Genomic DNA, 19,273 nt, shown 5'->3' on the forward strand with positions numbered 1-19,273 from the left:
CGAACCGGTTCGGAGGACGACGCCACATTCAGGAACCGCTTTCCGCGTTGGAGAATCCGCTTTCCGCGTTGCCTGGGTTGCTCTTGATGAGGTCGACCACCTGAAGCGCCACGGCCAGCGCCCTTCGCCCATCTTCCCCGGAAACCTTCGGCACCGTTCGCGTCCGGACCGCCTCCAGGAACGAAGAGAGCTCCGCTTTGAGCGGCTCCTCCTTTTCAATCTCCACCTTGTCGATCGTGACCTCCGGCCGCGCGGCGTCGGGCCGGACGATCCGTCGGCAAATCACCAGCTCCTGTTGAAGGTAGTCGAGGGAGAGGTAGGTATCGGGTTGGAAAATCCGGATCTTCCGCATCCGCTCGCGCGAGACCCGGCTCGCGGTGACGTTGGCGACACAGCCGTTCGCAAAGGCGAGCCGGACGTTGGCGATGTCAATTTGAGCGCTTAACACCGGCACCCCGGTGGCGCGCACCTCGACCAGCTCGGACGGCACCAAGGAGAGGATGATGTCGATGTCATGAATCATCAGGTCGAGAATCACATGGACATCGGTTCCCCGTTCGATGAACGGCCCCATCCGATGGCATTCAATAAACCGTGGCTGAACGAGCCCCTCTTTGAGTTTTCGGACCCCGGCGTTGAATCGCTCGACATGCCCGACCTGCAGCATCCGCCCCTTCTGTTCGGCCAATACCAAGAGCGCATCGGCCTCTTGCAGCGTCGCCGTCATCGGCTTCTCTAAAAGGAGATCGACGCCGTTTTCCAACAAGGACTTCGCCACCTTGAAGTGAGCGGGGGTCGGGACGACGACGCTCGCCGCATCGATCTTTCCGAAGAGGGCGGCCGCGTCGGTATAAGCGCCGCAGCCCCGGTCGGCGGCGATCTTCTCCGCCCGCTCGAGGTGGGTATCGACGACCCCAACGAGCTCGACCCCGGGGAGCTCCGAGTAGATCCGCGCATGGTGCTCCCCCAGATAGCCGACCCCGATGACCGCCACCCTGATCTTGTTTTTCGTTTGTTCCGTCATGTCGTTGTCTGTCCTTGCTGCGGCGGCCCCCCCGCGTGGCCGGAGCGATCAGACCAGCCGACGACCGCGATCCCCGCGGCCGCAGCCTCCCGCAGGAGCTTTTCTTTTTCGAGCAAGAGGGTCTTCCCCGCTTCGACCGCCAAGACAGCGGCCCCGACTTCGATCATCGCTTCGATCGTCCCCGGTCCAACGGCCGGAACGTCAAAACGGAAATCTTGTTGCGGCTTACAAATCTTGATGACGACCGCTTTTTCTCTCCCGAGGCCGCCGCCGCGCCGAATGGTGGCGTCGGTCCCCTCGATCGCCTCGACAGCAAGCACTACGCCGTTTCGGACAACGATGCACTGCCCGATGTCGAGCGCGCCGATCTGCTTGGCGACCGGCCATCCCCACTCGATCTCTTCCCGCTCCGCCGCGGTCATACGCCGGGTCATCTCCCCCTCCACGGCGAGCAACGAGGAGAGATAGAGGGTCGACTCCCGAATCCGGATCTCTTCCCGCTCCAGCTCTCCGGCGAAGGCCCGGAGCATCGCGTCGTCTTTTTTCTCCCGCATCCGGGCAAGCAGGGTGAGCGCCCGAAAATCGGGCCGCATCTCGAAGAGGCGCGTCTTCCGAATGCCGCCCGCCATCACCGCATCCGAGATGCCGGCCTTCTTGAAGAAGGAGATCAGCTTTCCGATCTGGCCGACGCGGATCCAAAGGATCTGATCGACCTTGTCGGAGAGCTCCGGCTCGGTCTCCCCGGTATGGGCGACGGCGACGACCGAGAGACCGGCCTGCTTGGCGGTCTCGGCGAAGATCAATGGGAAACGCCCATTGCCCGCGATCAACCCGATCTTACGTGGAGCGATTTCCATCTGGATGCCGCAAGCCTCCCCGCCCTGTCTCGCTGCTGCCTGATCTGATCATCGAGAGATTCCCCTCTCCGACCGCTCCACAAAGGAGACGAGCGATTCGACCTCGCCGACCTCTTTCCACTTCTCCCGCGCCTGCTTGGCCGCCTCGCGAAACGTCAACCCAGAGCGGAAGAGGAGCTTATAGGCCCCCTTCAGCGCCTCGATTTTCTCCTTCGAGAAACCGTGACGCTTCAGTCCGATGAGGTTGAGGCCATACAGCTTCGCCCGATTGCCAGCGACGCTGACGAACGGGGGAACATCCTGCGCCACCGCCGAGCATCCGCCGATCATCGAATAGGCGCCGATGTTGACGAACTGATGGATCCCGGACAGTCCGCCGAGGATCGCATGATCGCCGATGGTGATATGTCCCGCCAAGGTGGCGGCATTGGCCAGGATCACCTGGTTGCCGACGATGCAATCATGCGCCACATGGACATAGGCCATGAAAAAGTTTCGATCGCCGATCACCGTCTCCCCGCGCCCCTGCGCCGTCCCCCGGTTCAGCGTCACATACTCCCGAAAGGTATTCTGGCGGCCGATCTTCAGCCAGGTCGGCTCCCCTTTGTATTTTAAATCTTGCGGCGCCTGGCCGATCGAGGCGAAAGGGTAGAAGGTGCAGCCTTCGCCGATCTCCGTCCACCCGTCGATGACGACATGCGCTCCGACCTTTGTCCCACCGGCGATTTTGACATGCTCGCCGATCACCGAATAGGGGCCGACCTCCACCGTCGGGTCGAGCTCCGCTTTCGGGTGGACGAGGGCGCTCGGATGAATGCTCACTTCTCTATTCCTCCCTTGGCCCCCTGGCCGAGCATCGCCTTGAGCTCCGCTTCGGCGGCGAGCTTTCCGTCGACGTATGCCATTCCTTTCAATTTCCAGAACGGCGGCCGTTCTTGAATGACCTCGACCTCGATCCTCAGTTGGTCGCCGGGATAGACCGGCTTCCTGAATTTTGCCTTGTCGATCCCGAGGAAGAATACCAGCTGCCCCTCGCTCCCCTTTGCCGATTTGAAGGCAAGGACCCCGCCGACCTGCGCCATCGACTCGATGATCAACACCCCCGGCATGATCGGATGCTTCGGAAAGTGTCCCTGAAAGAACGGCTCGTTGATCGTCACATTCTTAAAGCCGACGATCCGCTTTCCCGGCTCGATTTCGATAATCCGGTCGACCAGCAAAAAGGGATAACGGTGCGGCAAGATTTCCGTGATCTCTCCGATATCGATGACCTGCTCCTTAATATCCATCAGTCCCTCTCGTCAGGTTGAGCGATTCTTTGTCGCAGTGTCTCGACTTCCTTCTCCAGCGCTTTGATCCGTTCCCGCATTTCGGGAAGATGGGGAAAGGAGGCCTGCGCCTTCAACCAATCCCGATGCGGAAGGGGCGGAAACCCGGAGACGTTCTCCCCCTCCGGGATATCTTTGGTCACCCCCGACTTCCCCCCGACCACGACATTGTCGCCGATGGTCAAATGACCGGCCACACCGACCTGCCCCGCCAAGGTGACGCGCCGTCCGATTTTAGCGCTCCCGGAGATCCCGACCTGAGCCACCAAGATCGAATCGGCGCCGATGACCACATTGTGGCCGATCTGAACCAGATTATCGACCTTCGTTCCGGCCCCGATCACCGTGTTTCCCAAGGTCGCCCGATCGACGGCGACATTCGCCCCCAGCTCGACATCGTCTTCGATGATCACCCCGCCGACCTGCGGAACTTTATGATATCGCCCCTTGTGCGGGGCGAAGCCGAAGCCGTCGCTGCCGATCACCGTCCCGCTATGAAGGATCACCCGCTTGCCGATCCGAACCTTCTCCCGGATGGTGACGTTTGGATAGATCAGGCTCTCCTCCCCGACCTCGCTCCCCTCGCCGATGAACACACCGGCGCCGAGTTGAACGCGATCGCCGATCCGGACCCGGTCTTCAAGGGTCACGAAAGGCCCGATCGCCACCCCTTCACCGAGAATCACCCCCTGGCCGATCGCCGCCCTCGGATCGACGCCGGCAGGCGCGCGGCGGGAGGGATGGAAATGGGAGAGCAATCGGGTGAAGGCGAAATAGGGATCGTCGACCAACAACAAGGCGCAAGGAGCCCCCTCAATCCGCTTGCCGACGATGACGGCCGAAGCGCGGGTCTTCATCGCTTTGGCGAGGTACTTGGGGTTCGCGAGAAAAGTAATCTCCCCCGGCTCCGCCTCGTCGATTCCGGCGATTCCACGGATGGGCAGATGCGGATCTCCGGCGACCTTTCCCTGGACAAGATCGGCAACTTCCTGCAACGCCATTTCAATCATGATCGAACATCTCCGGCGGGCAAAGCGCGTAAGCGCCTCCACCCGCCTTGAAAGGGTCGCCTTACTTGGCCGGCGCAGCCGGTGTCGCGCGGTCGACCTGCTCGATCACTTTGGGAGTGATATCAAAACTCTCCTTGGCATAGAGGACGGAGCCCCCTTCGCCATTTTTATCGAGCACGAAGGTATACCCTTCTTTCTCGGCGATCTGCCGAACCGCTTCTTCCAATTTTTTGTTGAAGTCGCGCAGGGTGTCGAACTTCTTTCCCTGCACTTCTTTGTTCAGGTCGGTCGCCCTCTTCTGGTACTCCATCAGCTTTTTTTGGAAATCATCCTGTTTGACCTTCTTGGCCTCCGGGGAAAGAAGCGCCCCTTGGCGGGTGAGGTCCTCTTCGAGCTGCTTTAACTCCGTCTCCTCCAGGTCGATGATCTTCTGGCGGCTCTTTACATATTCTTCCATGTTGGTCTTAACGCGCTTTCCTTCCTTGGAGCTCTCGAGCACCTTCTGGGCATCGACGAAACCGACCTTTAGATTCTGAGCATGTCCTTTTCCCAGCATCAGCGAAAACAAAATAACCATCGTAAAAATTGTTACTTTTTTCAATTCTTCCTCCTTGATGGAACGGGAACCGCGGACTCCCTCCGAATCCGCCTCCCCGGTCCTTGTTCTAAAAAAGCGTTCCAATGGAAAATTCCGGAATGAAGCCGGTATTCTCACCCGGCTCGGGATTTAAATTTTTCCCCATTTCAATCCGAAGCGGACCGATGGGAGAAATCCACCGCAGCCCGAATCCGGCCCCTTGCCTAAGCTGCGAGAACCGGATCGCTTCCGAATCATCGAAAGCCCGACCGAGATCATAGAAAAAGAGCCATTTGATTTTCGCCTCGGGCACCAAGGGAATCAGGTACTCGACATTAAAGAAGAGCTGCTTGTTTCCCCCCAAAATTTCGCCGGTGTCGGTCACAGGACCGGCCTTGCCGAACTTGAAACCTCTGACGGTATTGATGCCGCCGACAAAGAAGCGCTCTCCGGCCGGGAGCTCTTTTCCGGCGATGCCGATGGCATATCCGAAGCGGCCATGCACGGAGAGGACATGCTCCCACCAGAGGGGAAAATACCGGCTGGAGTCGACGATGACCTTGTAGTAATCGTTGTCGCCGCCGAGAAAAGTGCCGGCATACTCGAAAGAGATGGAGTTGCGGCTCCCCTCCTTCGGATCGAAAATAAAATCACGGGTGTCCCTCGCGAGTGAGAAGCCGAGTGCGCTCGTCAGCGTTTTTCCCAGTTTGGCCTGCTCTTTAATTAGATCAGGCGCCTGGTCTTGGACATTACGGATATTGAGCGTTTCCAAGGTGTAGCTGACGCTTGCACTGACATACTCCCCGAATTGGCGTCCGAAGATGAGATCGCCGCCGACCCGCTTCTCCTCATAGGAGTTGAAGCTCCGAACCGAGTTAAAGAGATCGGTGGTCTCCGAGACATTCGTGTCGAAAAGATAGGGCTCCCTGAAGGTGAGGCTATATGTTTTTCGGCGCCCTCCGATTTCGGCCTTCGCGCGCACGAGCTGCCCCCGGCCGAAGAGATTCCCCTGGGTGATCTCCGTCGTCGCGATAAACCGATCGACCGAGCTGTAGCCGCCGCCGATGCTAAAGGTGCCGGTCGGCTTCTCCTTCAATTTTACATTCAGATCGACCCATCCCTTCTCGACCTGCTCCGGGACAATTTCGATGTTCTCGAAGAAATTAAGGTTGTTCAGCCGCTGAAAGCTCCGCCGCAACAATTTGGTATTAATCAGCTCCCCTTCGTTGACACGGACCTCCCTTCGAATCACCTTGTCACGGGTCTTATCATTGCCGGTGATCCGGATCTCCCGGACCTTGACCGGGTCATCCTCGGCGACCTGAAAGGTGATGTCGACCGTTTTATCTTCAAGATGCGGGTTGAGTTGGGGGACGACGTTGGCAAAGATATAGCCTCGCTCTCCATAGAGGTCGACCATGCTCACAATGTCTTGCCGGACCTGTCCCCGATTGAAGATCTCCCCCTCTTTGCTCTTCGTCAATTCAACCAGCCGATCGGTGTCGAAGAGCTGATTTCCCTCATAGTGGATCTCTTTGACTTTGAATTGGTCCCCTTCTACGATCGGAAAGGTGATGTCGAACCACTGCTTGTCCTCGCTCAAGTCGACCTTCGGCGGCGCCACCTGGACCTGAAGGTAGCCGTGGTTCAGATAAAACTCTCGGAGACGATCGACGTCGCCGTCGATTGTCTCCGCTTTATAGCGGCCCGACTCGGTCATCCAAGAGGTCAGCCAGAAATATTTCGATGTCTCGATCTGCTTTCTCAACTCCTTGTCGGTAAAGGTCTGGTTTCCCCTCATCCGAATCTGACGGACATAGGCGCGATCCCCTTCTTTGATCAGGAAGGTCAACAACGCCTGGTCTTCCGAGACCCGTTGGATGATCGGGGTGACTTCTGCACTATAATACGCCTCCGCCTCATAGGCTTTCTTGATTTTTTCCACGTAGGTGTTGATCTCTTCCGTATCCAAGAAGGTCTGCGTTTTGATCGGCACCTTCTCCTTTAATTTGTCCTTATCGAGATGTTCATTTCCCTCGTAAACGACATCGATGAGAAGCGGCTTTTCATGAACCGAGAAGGTCATCGCGAGTCCCCCCTCAAATCCCTCGGTCTCCACATCGACCCGATCGAAATATCCCAATCGATACAGGGTCTTTACATCCTCCCGGATCTGCGCCGGGGAGAAGAGATCTCCCTCCTTGAGAGAGATCTTCGATAGGATCGTGGCCCTATCGATCTTTCGGTTCCCTTTCACGTCAATCAGCTTGATTCGAATCTCGTTGTCCTCTGCATGACCCAGGGAGGAAAAACCAACCAAGATAAGCACGAAAAGAAGGGAGACCGTGCCGAGAAATTTTAGCAACGGGTTTGCTTTCCTCCAAGTTCAAAATCTCCGTAATTTAACATTTTTGTCATTCTCTGTAAATAAAAAACACGCCGATTCAACTGGATGAATGCAGTCATCGGAGAGTAGAAGGGAAGGACACCATCGCGAATTGAATAAGGTATCGGAGAGTTTATTTCTTCCTGTTCATCAAGTAAGATTGGATTTGATCCAGTGGAAGGGTGTTGATGACATCTTCTTTAGAGAGCCATCCTTTACGGGCAATGCCGACACCGAACGTCATATCGTTGATTCCCTCGATGCCGTGTGCATCCGGGTTGATGCTCAGCCGCACACCCGCTTCTTTGACCGGCCGGCACTGACGCCAATCGAGATCAAGCCGATACGGGCTGGCATTTAATTCGATAATTACCCCATGCCGACGCGCCGCATCGATCACCTCCGGAAGTGCCAGCGGATAACCTTGCCGGGAGAGAAGAATCCGCCCGGTCGGGTGCCCTAAGAAGGTCACTTTCGGGTGGCTCATCGCCCGGACGACCCGGTCGGTCATCTCCCGCTCGGACATGTTGAAACGGGAGTGGACGGAGGCAATCACGAAATCAAATGAGGATAAAACGCGATCGTCGTAATCGATGCGGCCGTCGGGAAGGATATCTGCTTCGATCCCTTTGAAGATGTGAATCTTCTTGAAACGTCCGCGAAGCCGCTCGATCTCTTCATGCTGCTGTTGAATCCGATCTTCTTTCAGCCCATTGGCATAGCTGGCGGTCTCGCTGTGATCGGAGATGCCGATATATTCAAGGCCTGCGCGCTCCGCCGCTTCGATCATGTCGGAGAGCGAGGCGGAGCCGTCGCTGTAGGTGCTGTGAACATGGAAGATGCCGCGAATGTCCTTTTCTTCGATCAGCGGAGGAAGCAGACGGCGCGCCGCCGCCTCGATCTCACCCCGGTTTTCTCTCAGCTCCGGCTCGATGTAATCCAACTCCAAGGTGGAGAAGATCTCCTTTTCCTCCTGGCAGGGCAAAATATGGTCTTCCAAAAAGAGACCATATTCGCTGATCCTGATTCCGTAGCGTTTTGCCCTCTCTTCCAGCGCGGCGTGATACTCTTTGCTCCCTGTGCAGTGGTGCAAGACATGAGGGAACCGATCGTCCGTCGTCGCATGGAGGTCGGCCTGGATCCCCGACTTTAAGGTCACCCTCGCCCGCTCTTCCGACCGCGCGACTTCCCGCTCCACCTCCGGCAAGGCGCAGAAAAAAGAAATCAACTCGGAGGGAGAATCGCCGCTGACGATCAGGTCGATGTCCTGGACGATTTCATTTCTCCTCCGGAGACTCCCCCCCAGCGCGGCGCGAATCACCGAGGGGTTCCCCTTCACCTTCTCCAACAGCGCTTCCCCCGCTCGGCGCGCGACATGAACGTGATAAAATCCGATCCGCTTCTTCAGAGAGGCGATCTCTTGCAACGTTTTCTCTTGAATTTTTTTTCCAAATCCGGTCAGGTCGGCCAGACGGTTTTCAATGCAGGCATATTCCAAATCGACGAGATCTTTGATGCCGAGCTTTTCGTAAATGGTCCGAACCCGCTTCGTACCGAGCCCTTTGATCTTCAACATTTCCAGAAGGCCGGGGGGGGTCGTCGCCTTCAGCTCGTCATAAGCGCCGAGCCGGCCGGTGGCGGCGGCCTCCGAGATTTTCTCAAACATCGCTTTGCCGATCCCTTTGCGCTCCAACAGAGATCGATCCTTAATCGCTTCATTCAGGTCGGTTTCCATCTCTGCAATCGCGCGGGCGGCGTTCAGGTAAGCGCGGCATTTAAAGGGATTTTCCCCCTGCAACTCCAGCAGGAGCGCCGACGCTTCAAGTTGTTCGATGAGGAGTTCTTTCGTAATCATGAATGCTAGGTGGTCGGCTTCTTCCGCTTTTTCTTAATGAGCCAATTGACGAACATGTAAAGAAAGTAGGAGCCGAAAAATGCCCCGATCAAGAAATAGAAGTTACCGATAATGTGCGAGTAGTTCTCGGCCATATAAAAAATAACCGATAGGATGAGTGTAATTGAGAGAACCAGCAGCCATAAGATGAGCAGTGGATTCATAGACCCCCTTGCGTCAATTTAAATAATTTATTTTAGTGCTCTTTTTGTAAAACGGCAACCCTCGAAGGGGGAGTGCGGATATATCCCGCGTCCGAAAAGCTGAAGTAACGTGAATCTCCGATGATCACATGGTCTAATACATGAATTCCCATCAGATCACCGGCCGAAACCAGACGCTTCGTTAGCTCCTTGTCCTCCTGACTCGGAGCCGGATCACCACTTGGATGATTGTGTAAAAAGATCACCGACGCCGCGGAGTCACGGACGGCGGGGTTAAATACCTCTCTCGGATGAACGACGGTCAGCGTCAAGCTCCCCTCGGAAACCACCACATCTCGGATGACTTTGTTCTTTTGATCGAGCAGAACAATTTTGAATATTTCTTTTTTTACATTCTGAAAAAATCCTGAAAAATGGCGGAAGATATCTTGACTGGAGTTGATTTTTATTTTTTGGGCGGCCGGCGGTGCGAGGGCCCTTCTGCCGAGTTCAAATGCCGCTTTCAACTGTGCCGCCTTGGCAGGACCGATGCCTCGGATCGAACAAAGCTCCTTTATACTTAAATTAGCAAAGTTCTGCAATTCCCGGAATTGATCGAGAAGCTCTATCGCCAGCTGGACCACATTGGTCCGGTCGGAGCCTGTCCGGAGAAGAATCGCCAGGAGCTGCGCGTCGGAGAGGACATGGGGACCCTCTTTGATGAGTCGCTCCCGGGGTCTCTCGCCCGTCGGCCAATCTTTGATTTTGACCATCCAGACCTCTAGAATTTTTCGGTAGATTCTTACCCAACGAGGTGACAAATTTTGTCACAATCTAGAAAAAATAAGACTATTTCCAATCGATGTTTTATTTTATTTAATAGTTATTTCAGTAGCATAGAACATTTTAACTTCAGTGGCATGTCAATTGCTAATCTAGAATAATTACACCCCTAATTCAGGAGCGGCCAATGAAGTGTCCCAAATGTGACGGTTTAATGTATTTAGAGCGACTCTCTGACTTCTTCATCGTTTTCCACGCTTGGAAGTGTATTAACTGCGGCGCTTTGATGGATAAAACGATCATTGATAATCAGAAAAAGAGCGCCCCTTTCTTGGAACCGGTGGCGACGGCAGCGGACGGCGAAGAGATCTAGGGAATCACTCCAGTGAACGCCTTCTTTCAGAATTAGCTTGTCCCGTCACAGGAGAATGGAAACGAGAAGCTTTTTTTCTCGCCACTTTCTCGGACGGCCACATCCAGCTCGAGTGTCACCTCTTTACATTTTTTAGGGCTCACCTTCTTAAAGAAGATGAGCCCTTCTTTTTTGCCTCCCGATTCAATCTCGCCCCCTCTGACCCTCGCCGCCCGGATCTTCTTTGTTTCATCTTCGATAATGGCGCTCGATTTTGGAATCAGGGTGACGACCGGCTCTCCGCTGCTATTCATATAATATTGAATTGCCTCTTTTTCATTCAGGGAGAAACTCTTTTGGTCTACGCTGGCGAGACGGGCCGATCCGGGATCGAATGTGATCTCCGTATTGGTTCGATTAATAATCCGAACTTCAAAGGCGGTAAAGTAAGAAGAGAGATCGACCCCCCATTTTTGTTCGTCTTCCGATCGAATCCCGCTGGTCACGACCGGCTTCACCACAACCTGGATCGTTTCCGAGCCATCAGGTGCGTTCGAATGATCCAGAGGCGACAAGGAGGGGGATAAGGAAGTACATGCGACAACGAGGGTAAATAAAAGAAAGATCAGGGACTTCATAAGGTCCTCCGAGCGTGGTATTATAGTTAAACTTAAAATGAAAGTCAAAAGAAGCAATTTATTATTCTACGCGCTTTCTTACAAATTTCAACCATAGATAACCGATGCGAATCGTCTCCGGTGCTTTAAAGGGAAGAAAGCTCTACGCGCCACCCGGCTTGGATGTGCGCCCGACCTCCAACAAGGTGAAACAGGCGCTCTTTAACATTTTATCCGACCGAATCCAGGAAGCCTCCTTTCTCGATCTTTATGCAGGCATCGGGTCGGTCGGCATCGAGGCGCTGAGCCGGGGCGCCGGCGAGGTGACGTTCATCGAGAAGAGCAAGCGGCACATCCAATATCTCAAGAAGAATCTTTCCATCGCCTCCTTTGATGATCATTTCAGAATCTTATGTATGGAGGCCGTTCAATTTCTACGGAAAAAAGAGGCCGCGCGCCCCTTCGATTTTGTTTTTGTCGATCCCCCTTATGAGGGCGAAGAGATTGAAAAAACGTTGCCATTGCTGGGAGAGGGTGATATGATAGCCGACAACGGATGGGTCATTGTCCAACACTTCCATAAGAAGGTCTTCTCCGAAGCATTCGGTCGGCTGCACTTTCTGAAGAAGTACAAGTACGGTGAAACGATCCTCTCTTTTTATGGCAAAAGCTGAAAAACTTAAACTCGCCGTCTATCCCGGGACATTCGATCCAATCACAAATGGGCACATCGATATCATCCGACGGGTCTCACGGATCTTCCCGAGCGTGCTGGTTGCGGTGGCTCCCAATCCGAAGAAAGCGCCCCTTTTTACCCTTGAAGAACGTCTCAGGATGATCCGAACGGCAACCGAAGGGTTGTCCGACCTCGCCATCGAGCCGTTTCAGGGCCTCCTCACCCATTACCTGCGCGAAAAAGGGGCCACCGCGATTGTAAGGGGGGTCCGGGCGATCTCCGATTTTGAATTTGAATTTCAGATGGCGATGATGAACCGAAAGCTCGACCCGAACATTGAGACGGTCTTCCTCATGCCGAGCGAGGAACACTCTTATATCACATCGACGTTAATCAAAGAGGTCGCAAGTTATGGAGGCGATGTCTCCGACTTCGTCCCCAAAGGGGTCTCTCAAAAACTCTTGGAGAAGTTTCCAACAGGAAAAAAATGAAGTTTGCCCGACGCATTGATCAGATCAAACCCTCCCCTACGATGGCGATGGCGGCCAAAGCAAAGGCAATGTTGGCCAAAGGGATTCCGATCACCGACTTTGGACTCGGAGAGCCCGACTTCAATACCCCCGAGGTCGCCGCGGAAGCGGCGATCCGCGCCATCCGAGATGGTTTCACCAAATACACCCCTCCCTCCGGAATCGAGGAGCTCAAGGAGGCGGTCTCTAAAAAGTTAAAGTCGGAGAACCGCCTTGACTATGAGAAAAAAGAAATTATTATCTCTTGTGGGGCAAAACATACACTTTACAATATTGCGCAGGTGCTCTTTGAGCAGGGAGATGAGGTCATTATCCCCGCCCCGTATTGGGTCTCCTACCCCGATCAGGTTTTGCTGAACGATGCAACCCCGGTCATCGTTCAGACGCGGGAGGCAGATCAATTCTTGATGACCCCGGAGCAGCTCAAGCGGGCGATCACGCCGAGAACCAAGGCGGTCATTCTGAATTATCCGTCCAATCCAACCGGATCGGCCTATGCCGCAAAACAGCTCGAGGGGTTGGCCGAAGTTCTGACCGGTGCATCTGTTTGGATTGTCTCGGACGAGATTTACGAGAAATTTCTCTATGACGGCGCAGCACACACCAGCATCGCCTCGTTGGGGCCGGAGTTGAAGAAAAAAACCGTTGTCGTCAATGGCATCTCGAAAGCCTATGCGATGACCGGATGGCGGATCGGATACGCGGCCGGTCCCAAGGAGATCATCGACGCCATGGGAACCGTTCAGAGCCAGAGCACCTCCAACCCAACCTCTATCTCTCAAAAGGCGGCGGTGGCGGCGCTGACGGGAGGGGTGACTTTTATTAACACGATGGTCGAAGAGTTCAATCAAAGGCGACTGTTGATGGTCGATCAGCTCAATGCGATCTCCGGCGTCCGCTGTCCCCGTCCCGCCGGAAGCTTTTATGTCTTCCCGAATATCAAGGGACTGCTTGGCACCCGGTATAAGGGATATCAGATCGATCGCTCGAGCGATCTGGCCTCCTTCCTGCTTGAAGAAGGAGGGGTCTCGACGATCCCTGGAGAAGCCTTTGGCGCCGACGGATACCTGCGACTCTCCTACGCGGTTTCGAAAGAGGTCATCAACGAAGGCCTTAAAAAGATTAAGAGCGCAGTGTCGAAGCTCTCTCGGTAAGAAGGAGGTATCTGGTTTGCCAATTTATGAGTACGAATGTGAGAAGTGTAAAAAGCGGATTGAAATGCTGCAACGGATCGCCGATCCCCCTTTGGCGGCCTGCACCGAATGTGGGGGACCGGTTCATAAAGTGATCTCCTCCCCCTCCGGTCTCCTCTTCAAGGGGAACGGATGGTACGTCACCGACTATGCCAGAAAAGGGGAGAAAAAGGACGGCGACGCCGCACCGGCGGCAAAGGCAAAGGGAGAGGAAAAATCGACCTCCAACGGCACCAGCGGAAGCGCCCCGAAGGAAGCGGCCCCCAAACCGAAGCCAACCTCCCCGTCCGAATAATCGTTTTTTTCTAAAGAATAAAAAAGAGGAGGGGTCGACAAAGACCCATCCTCTTTTTCGTTGTAGATGAACGGACTGCTTCGATGCGGCTTATTTTTTTCCGGTGGTGCTCGCCTTGCCGGCCGATGCCATCCGGATGGAGCGCGCGACCATTTTCCCATCTTCCTCCGTCGCCTTGGCGACGACTTTGTCCCCCGCCTTCAGATCGGCAAGCGATTTCTTAATCTTACCGGCCGTAATGACCGTCTTGTCGGTCACATTCATCGTGACCTCTTTGTCCTTGTCTTTGATCTTTAGATTATTCCCTGCCGGATCCACCTCAGTGACCTCTCCCTTGATGCTGGTCAATTTCCCCTTTTTGGCGGCCGGCATCGCCTTCATGTCACCCGACTTCATCTCGCCGGCCGGCTTTTCCGTCGCCATCTTTCCGCCCGCGGCCTCTTCCGCCGTCACCGTTGCGGCGGTGAAAGCGCCGACACACAACAACGAGAGAATGAAAGAGATTGATTTACGCATTTTAAAACCTCCTGCTCAAATAAATGATGAATGGATCTAATCTAAACGTGCTCACAACCTGAATTTGAGCAATCCCTATGCCAACCGTGGATCAAAAGCAAAGGGAATGATTTCATTATACTTATGCAAATTATCGCGAAGGATTCCAAAAGCGCCGCGAGTTTTATTTCCCTTTTGGTGCGGGAGGTATCCCTTTTGGAACAGATTCTTCCTCTTTTCGGAGATTAAACTTCTCAAGCCGATACTGCAGTGTCCGATAGCTGATTCCGAGGAGCTTCGCCGCCTTTGCAATGACCCCGCCGCTCTTCTCCATCGCCTTGATCAGCAATTCCTTTTCAAAATCTTCGAGAGAAAATCCTTGGGGCGGAATGTCGAAAGGGATCCGATCGTTCGCAAAGGTTTTCAACCGGACCTCCTGCGGAAGATCTTCCGGCTCGAGCGTCTCTCCCTCACAGAGGAGAACCGCCCGCTCGATGGTCGACTCGAGCTCCCGGACATTCCCCGGCCAGCTGTAATCGAGAAGAAGGCGAAGCGCCGGGCGGGCGATTCCCCGGATCTTCTTGTCCGAGCGCTGGTTGTATTTCTCTAAAAAATGATGGGTCAGTGCGGGAATGTCGGTGGCGCGCTCGGCGAGCGACGGAAGGCGAATCGAGATGACATTGAGCCGGTAAAAGAGATCTTCCCTGAAATTCCCCTCTTGAATCTCCATCTTCAGATTCTTGTTCGTGGCGGCGATCACCCGGACATCGATCTTGATCTCTTCTCTCCCGCCGACGCGGCGGACCTCGCGCTGCTGAATCGTCCGGAGGATCTTCGCCTGCATCGTCAGAGAGAGGTCCCCGACCTCATCGAGAAACAAGGTTCCGCCGTCGGCCGCCTCGAAGAGCCCGATGCCCCGGCCGGTCGCCCCGGTGAACGCCCCCTTCTCGTAGCCGAAGAGCTCGCTCTCAATGAGGGTGTCGGGAATCGCGGCGCAGTTGATGGCGAGAAACGGCCGATCTTTTCGAAGGCTGTTGTAGTGGATCGCCCGCGCGATCAGCTCTTTGCCGGTGCCACTCTCTCCCAACACCAAGACCGTCGCCGTGCTGTTGGCAATCTTCAAGATCGTTTTAAAAATATCCTGCATCTTGATATGGTTGCCGATGATGTTCGAGAGGCCGAACCGCTCGGAGAGCTGCTCTTTCAAGAGCTTGTTTTGGGTGACCAGGTTCATCTTTTCAAAAGCCCGCGCCACCGAAATGAGGAGCTCCTCCCGGTCGAGCGGCTTCGTCAGATAATCAAACGCCCCCTTCTTAATCGCCTCGACGGCCGAGTCGATCGTCCCATGCGCCGTCATGATGATCACACAGGCGCCGGCATTGATCTTGAAGAGACGATCGAGGATGAAGAGGCCATCGTTGTCGGGCATTTTCAAATCGCTGAGGACCAGATCGAACGACTCGTCTTCAAATAACTTCAGCGCCTCGGTCGTGCTCCCGGCGGTCTGAACGCCGTATCCCTCCGACTTGAGAATGACCTTGAGAATATCCCGTTGCGACTTCTCGTCATCGATAACGAGGATCTGCCCCTTTCTCAAATAGACCTCCTTCGGACCGGCAGTTTCATGGTGACGATGGTCCCCTGTTGAAGTTGACTTTGAACCAGGATGCTGCCGCCATGCTCCTCCACGATTCTCTGGGTCATGGCCAAGCCGAGTCCGATCCCCAACTTCTTCGTCGTAAAATAAGGCTCGAAGATCTTCCTCAAGTCCTCCTCACTGATCCCCGCCCCATTGTCGCGAAAGGTCAATTCAACCTGTTCGGAGACGGCCGGCTCCTCCTTCTCCCCCGCTTCGGACGGCACCCTGTGGATTTGAATCTCCAGCTTCCCCCCCTGGGGCATCGCTTGGATCGCATTCAGGATGACATTGATTAAACATGTTTTCAAGAGCTCTGGATCGCCGTCGATCTTCGGAAGGACGGCGACCTCGCCGACAACGATTTCGACTCTCTGCTCGCCGGCCTTATGTTGGGCCAATCCGAGCACCTCTTGAAGGAGGGTTTCGAGGTCGACCTCGGCGTAACTCAATCGAAGCGGCTTCCCATATTTGAGAAAGTTCTCGATCATGTGATTGAGCCGGTAGATTTCCACCTTCACGTTCGAGATAATCTCCTCCGCCTCTTTTTGCTTGAGGGTATTCCAATCCGGGAATTGCGATTTGAGATGATCGATGCTCAAGTTGATGAGGTTCAGCGGATTCCGGATTTCATGGGCAATGCTGGAGGCCATCTGGCCCAAGACGGAGAGCTGCTCCGCATGCCGAAGCCGCTCCTCCAACTCTCTCTGCCGGCGAAGCTTATCGACCATCTCGTTAAAACTCCGCGTCAAGTCGCCGATCTCGTCGCGGCGCTGCGCGGGAAGGGTTTGGGAGAGGTCTCCCGAAGCGACCTTCTTGGCCGCCTGAACCACCTCCGCGATCGGCTGGGTATATTTGATCGAGAGAAAAATCGAAAGACCGATGCCGACCATGAAGATGAAAAGGGTGGTGATCAGCCGGCGCTCGTGGTTGTCTTTCAAAAACTGACCATAATCTTCGAGCCGCATGTCGACATGGACGAAGCCCATCCGCTCGCCGTCGACGACGATCGGCACCAGCAGGTTGTACTCCCGGTGCGGTCCGGTGCTGTCCTGCTCATCCCCGACCTTCGCCGTGATGAAGAGGTCTTTATGTTTCGGATCGACCTTTGTAATGATCTTCGACCCGACCCGCTTCGGGTTGGAGCTGGCGATCACCTCCTGCTCGTTGCTGATAATCGAGATCTCCTTGACCCCTTTGTTCTTCAGGCGGCCGACGTAATCGGCCAGGCGCGCCTCGTCGCTCCGCTCCGTGCTGGTCAACTCCTCCACGCTGATCTTGATCGCCGTGGAAAGATCTCCGATATTCTCCTCCACCTTTCGAATAAACTCATTCTCGCTCCGGACGTTGTAAATGTAGGAGACCGCCAGCGATAGGAGGGTCAGGAGGATCATCATCAAAACGAGCTTGGTGGTGAGATTGACCCGGTCTAAGAAATAACGCATCTCTGTCCTTATCCGAACTTATTCGATTATGGCGGCGAGCTGCGCCGCGGAAACACGCCCTTCGCGCACGATCCGCGGCGGGGTGACGGTGACGTCCAACACGGTCGATGGAAGGGGGGTGCAGGGGCCGCCGTCTAGAATCGCGTCGACTGATTCACCGAGGGTCTGCTCGACCTCTTGCGCCGACGCCGGCGACGCGTCGCCGGAGCGATTGGCGCTCGTGGCGGTAATCGGGATACCGACCGTTTGGATCAGTTGAAGCGGAAGGGGTGCGCTTGGCAGACGAACGCCGATCTTTCCGCTCCCGCCGGTTAATAAAGGGGATAAGCGCTTCGACGCCTGAAAAACGAGCGTAAGGGGACCGGGCCAAAAAGCGTCGATGAGTTTCTCCGCGATCGGAGGGATCTCTTCAATCAAAGGGGAGAGCATCGCCCGATCGGCGATGAGGAGGAGGATCGGTTTGGAGTAGGCCCTCCCCTTGATCGTAAAGAGGCGGCGGACGGCATCGGCGTCGAAGGGGTCGGCGGCAAGTCCGTAGAAGGTGTCTGTCGGAATGGCAACCACCCCCCCCTTATGGATCAGCGCGGCAATTTCTTGAAGGACCCGCCGCTCCGGATGGTTCGGATCAACCGGGATGACCTTTCTCATGAAACCGTTTCCCCTTGGCTTCGACTTCTTCAGCAAGGGACTTCTTGTAAGAGAGAAGGCGCTTGGCGAGATCGGAGGAGCGGCGCGCGAGAATCTGCGTCGCCAGAATCCCGGCGTTTTTGGCGCCGGCCTTGCCGATTGCCACCGTCGCAACCGGAATGCCGCTCGGCATCTGGACGGTGGAGAGTAGGGAGTCCAGACCATTCAACGGGGAAGAGCTGATCGGAACGCCGATCACGGGAAGAATCGTCTCTGCCGCGATCACCCCGGCCAGATGGGCCGCGCCCCCCGCCCCGGCGATGATCACATCGACCCCGCGCGTTTCGGCTTCGTGGATCAGCCTTTTCGTTCGCTCGGGAGAGCGGTGGGCGGAAGAGAGGGTCATCTCATACGGCACCTCGAATTCCTTCAAGATTTTGGCCGCCTCCTGCATGACTTCCCAATCCGAATCGCTCCCCATCAAAATGAGAACAGAACCTTTTTCCGTCATCGCATCCCCTCGTAAATGAATACGCCAAGTTAACATAGCTTTAAGAAGGGTGTCAAGGGAACCGGCGGCTAAGGGAGGCCCTTATTATTAGCGGAGACGGGTTGGATAACCCCTGGCTTTGAATGCCGAAAGTGGAGGAGTAATATGATGATAACTCGGTCGGAATCGGCAGCTCCTTCCGACTCAGCTCCTACATGTTTTTATTGAGATCGCCTCAAGCAGAGCCGCTCATCCTCCATCATTTATCATTAACGATGTAAAATTTTTATACTACTCCTTCATAGAATACCGTCCCTTCTTTGCTCACTCCGTTTCGGATCATTAGATCTTCCTTCGCTCCGATCTCTCACCTCCACTCTATTGGCTTATCTCCCATTGGCATTGATCTTGCTGATTCCCAGGTTAGGTATTGAACGAAACAGGATAATCCAGGGAGAGGTATTGCTTATGTTACCGACGATAGAAAAGTTAGTCTCGGGAAAGATTCATTCCATCGAATCAGAGCAGAGCGTCCGGAATGCGGCGGAAGCAATGGCGGCGAACCGGATCGGAAGCCTTCTCGTCGCAGAAGATGGAACCTATATCGGAATTATTACGGAAGTCGATATCATCCGGAAGGTGGTGGCGAAGGGACTCGATCCGGCCACCATGGCAGTTCAGAAAGTGATGACCTCGCCGCTGATCACGATCGACGCCGACCGGTCGGTCCTCGATGCGAACGACATCATGGAGCGGAAGAAGATCCGCCACCTGGTGGTAACCCGAAGAGGAAAGGTGATCGGGATGGTCTCCGTCCGGGACTTTCTCCATCCCCTCGATTTTGAGGAAGACGAAGAGAGCGGGTATGAACGGGCGAGCGGCTTTTGATTTGGATTTTTAAGTGAGGAGGAATTG

At 55.0% G+C, this 19,273-nt stretch carries 22 protein-coding genes; 6 read left to right on the plus strand and 16 right to left on the minus strand.

Annotated features, from left to right (window positions below; all coding sequences use genetic code 11):
- Positions 1 to 28: 28 nt before the first annotated feature.
- The 10 genes from HY282_03595 to radC all read right to left on the minus strand — a co-directional run bounded on the left by HY282_03595 (position 29) and on the right by radC (position 9,992).
- Entirely contained in the window at positions 29 to 1,024 is a 996-nt protein-coding gene (locus HY282_03595; protein ID MBI3802825.1) for a Gfo/Idh/MocA family oxidoreductase, read from the minus strand.
- Positions 1,021 to 1,881, minus strand: a complete 861-nt coding sequence (lpxI, locus tag HY282_03600) for a UDP-2,3-diacylglucosamine diphosphatase LpxI (GenBank protein ID MBI3802826.1) — start codon at positions 1,879 to 1,881, stop codon at positions 1,021 to 1,023. The genes HY282_03595 and lpxI overlap by 4 nt, the downstream gene beginning before the upstream one ends.
- Positions 1,882 to 1,929: 48 nt before the next feature.
- Positions 1,930 to 2,703, minus strand: coding sequence for an acyl-ACP--UDP-N-acetylglucosamine O-acyltransferase (gene lpxA, locus HY282_03605; protein ID MBI3802827.1), 774 nt, complete (start codon positions 2,701 to 2,703; stop codon positions 1,930 to 1,932).
- The gene (fabZ, locus tag HY282_03610; GenBank protein MBI3802828.1) at positions 2,700 to 3,170 is read right to left on the minus strand and encodes a 3-hydroxyacyl-ACP dehydratase FabZ; all 471 of its coding nucleotides are present in this window, start codon (positions 3,168 to 3,170) and stop codon (positions 2,700 to 2,702) included. The genes lpxA and fabZ overlap by 4 nt, the downstream gene beginning before the upstream one ends.
- The gene (gene lpxD, locus HY282_03615) at positions 3,170 to 4,210 is read right to left on the minus strand and encodes a UDP-3-O-(3-hydroxymyristoyl)glucosamine N-acyltransferase (GenBank protein MBI3802829.1); all 1,041 of its coding nucleotides are present in this window, start codon (positions 4,208 to 4,210) and stop codon (positions 3,170 to 3,172) included. Before lpxD ends, fabZ begins: the two co-directional genes overlap by 1 nt.
- A 70-nt stretch (positions 4,211 to 4,280) precedes the next feature.
- Positions 4,281 to 4,820: an OmpH family outer membrane protein gene (locus HY282_03620; protein ID MBI3802830.1), complete on the minus strand. Its 540-nt coding sequence runs from the start codon at positions 4,818 to 4,820 to the stop codon at positions 4,281 to 4,283.
- A gap of 64 nt (positions 4,821 to 4,884) precedes the next feature.
- A complete protein-coding gene (bamA, locus tag HY282_03625) occupies positions 4,885 to 7,161 on the minus strand; it encodes an outer membrane protein assembly factor BamA (GenBank protein ID MBI3802831.1) in 2,277 nt (758 codons plus the stop codon).
- A 154-nt stretch (positions 7,162 to 7,315) separates the two neighbouring features.
- The gene (polX, locus tag HY282_03630) at positions 7,316 to 9,034 is read right to left on the minus strand and encodes a DNA polymerase/3'-5' exonuclease PolX (protein ID MBI3802832.1); all 1,719 of its coding nucleotides are present in this window, start codon (positions 9,032 to 9,034) and stop codon (positions 7,316 to 7,318) included.
- An 8-nt stretch (positions 9,035 to 9,042) separates the two neighbouring features.
- On the minus strand, positions 9,043 to 9,240 hold the full coding sequence (locus HY282_03635; protein ID MBI3802833.1) for a hypothetical protein: 198 nt from the start codon (positions 9,238 to 9,240) through the stop codon (positions 9,043 to 9,045).
- Positions 9,241 to 9,272: 32 nt separating this feature from the next.
- Positions 9,273 to 9,992, minus strand: a complete 720-nt coding sequence (radC, locus tag HY282_03640; protein MBI3802834.1) for a DNA repair protein RadC — start codon at positions 9,990 to 9,992, stop codon at positions 9,273 to 9,275.
- 197 nt (positions 9,993 to 10,189) lie between these two features.
- On the opposite strand from radC, the gene HY282_03645 reads away from it, so the two are divergent.
- Positions 10,190 to 10,375 carry a hypothetical protein gene (locus HY282_03645; protein ID MBI3802835.1) on the plus strand — a complete coding sequence of 62 codons (186 nt, stop codon included), beginning with the start codon at positions 10,190 to 10,192 and terminating at the stop codon, positions 10,373 to 10,375.
- A gap of 32 nt (positions 10,376 to 10,407) precedes the next feature.
- Here the strand turns inward: HY282_03645 and HY282_03650 are convergent, their stop codons facing one another.
- The gene (locus HY282_03650; protein MBI3802836.1) at positions 10,408 to 10,992 is read right to left on the minus strand and encodes a hypothetical protein; all 585 of its coding nucleotides are present in this window, start codon (positions 10,990 to 10,992) and stop codon (positions 10,408 to 10,410) included.
- A gap of 104 nt (positions 10,993 to 11,096) precedes the next feature.
- Here HY282_03650 and rsmD point away from each other — a divergent pair, with 104 nt between their 5' ends.
- The 4 genes from rsmD to HY282_03670 are packed head-to-tail and all read left to right on the plus strand — an operon-like array spanning position 11,097 to position 13,665.
- Positions 11,097 to 11,645, plus strand: a complete 549-nt coding sequence (gene rsmD, locus HY282_03655; protein MBI3802837.1) for a 16S rRNA (guanine(966)-N(2))-methyltransferase RsmD — start codon at positions 11,097 to 11,099, stop codon at positions 11,643 to 11,645.
- A complete protein-coding gene (gene coaD / locus HY282_03660; GenBank protein ID MBI3802838.1) occupies positions 11,632 to 12,138 on the plus strand; it encodes a pantetheine-phosphate adenylyltransferase in 507 nt (168 codons plus the stop codon). Before rsmD ends, coaD begins: the two co-directional genes overlap by 14 nt.
- The gene (locus tag HY282_03665; GenBank protein MBI3802839.1) at positions 12,135 to 13,331 is read left to right on the plus strand and encodes a pyridoxal phosphate-dependent aminotransferase; all 1,197 of its coding nucleotides are present in this window, start codon (positions 12,135 to 12,137) and stop codon (positions 13,329 to 13,331) included. The genes coaD and HY282_03665 overlap by 4 nt, the downstream gene beginning before the upstream one ends.
- Before the next feature lie 16 nt (positions 13,332 to 13,347).
- Positions 13,348 to 13,665, plus strand: coding sequence for a hypothetical protein (locus HY282_03670; protein ID MBI3802840.1), 318 nt, complete (start codon positions 13,348 to 13,350; stop codon positions 13,663 to 13,665).
- Positions 13,666 to 13,755: 90 nt separating this feature from the next.
- On the opposite strand, the gene HY282_03675 is transcribed toward HY282_03670, so the two are convergent.
- The 5 genes from HY282_03675 to purE all read right to left on the minus strand — a co-directional run bounded on the left by HY282_03675 (position 13,756) and on the right by purE (position 18,379).
- Positions 13,756 to 14,181, minus strand: a complete 426-nt coding sequence (locus tag HY282_03675; protein MBI3802841.1) for a hypothetical protein — start codon at positions 14,179 to 14,181, stop codon at positions 13,756 to 13,758.
- Between the two features lie 163 nt (positions 14,182 to 14,344).
- Complete coding sequence (locus HY282_03680; protein ID MBI3802842.1) at positions 14,345 to 15,757, minus strand: sigma-54-dependent Fis family transcriptional regulator; 1,413 nt, start codon at positions 15,755 to 15,757, stop codon at positions 14,345 to 14,347.
- Positions 15,754 to 17,241 (minus strand): HAMP domain-containing protein, encoded by a 1,488-nt coding sequence (locus HY282_03685; protein MBI3802843.1) that lies wholly within the window; start codon positions 17,239 to 17,241, stop codon positions 15,754 to 15,756. Before HY282_03685 ends, HY282_03680 begins: the two co-directional genes overlap by 4 nt.
- An 18-nt stretch (positions 17,242 to 17,259) precedes the next feature.
- On the minus strand, positions 17,260 to 17,889 hold the full coding sequence (locus HY282_03690) for a threonylcarbamoyl-AMP synthase (protein MBI3802844.1): 630 nt from the start codon (positions 17,887 to 17,889) through the stop codon (positions 17,260 to 17,262).
- Positions 17,867 to 18,379 carry a 5-(carboxyamino)imidazole ribonucleotide mutase gene (gene purE, locus HY282_03695; GenBank protein ID MBI3802845.1) on the minus strand — a complete coding sequence of 171 codons (513 nt, stop codon included), beginning with the start codon at positions 18,377 to 18,379 and terminating at the stop codon, positions 17,867 to 17,869. The genes HY282_03690 and purE overlap by 23 nt, the downstream gene beginning before the upstream one ends.
- Positions 18,380 to 18,826: 447 nt before the next feature.
- Here purE and HY282_03700 point away from each other — a divergent pair, with 447 nt between their 5' ends.
- Positions 18,827 to 19,246 (plus strand): CBS domain-containing protein, encoded by a 420-nt coding sequence (locus HY282_03700; GenBank protein MBI3802846.1) that lies wholly within the window; start codon positions 18,827 to 18,829, stop codon positions 19,244 to 19,246.
- Positions 19,247 to 19,273 lie beyond the last annotated feature (27 nt).

Source organism: Candidatus Manganitrophaceae bacterium (genome assembly GCA_016200325.1).
In the GTDB taxonomy this organism is placed as follows: Bacteria; Nitrospirota; Nitrospiria; order SBBL01; family Manganitrophaceae; genus Manganitrophus.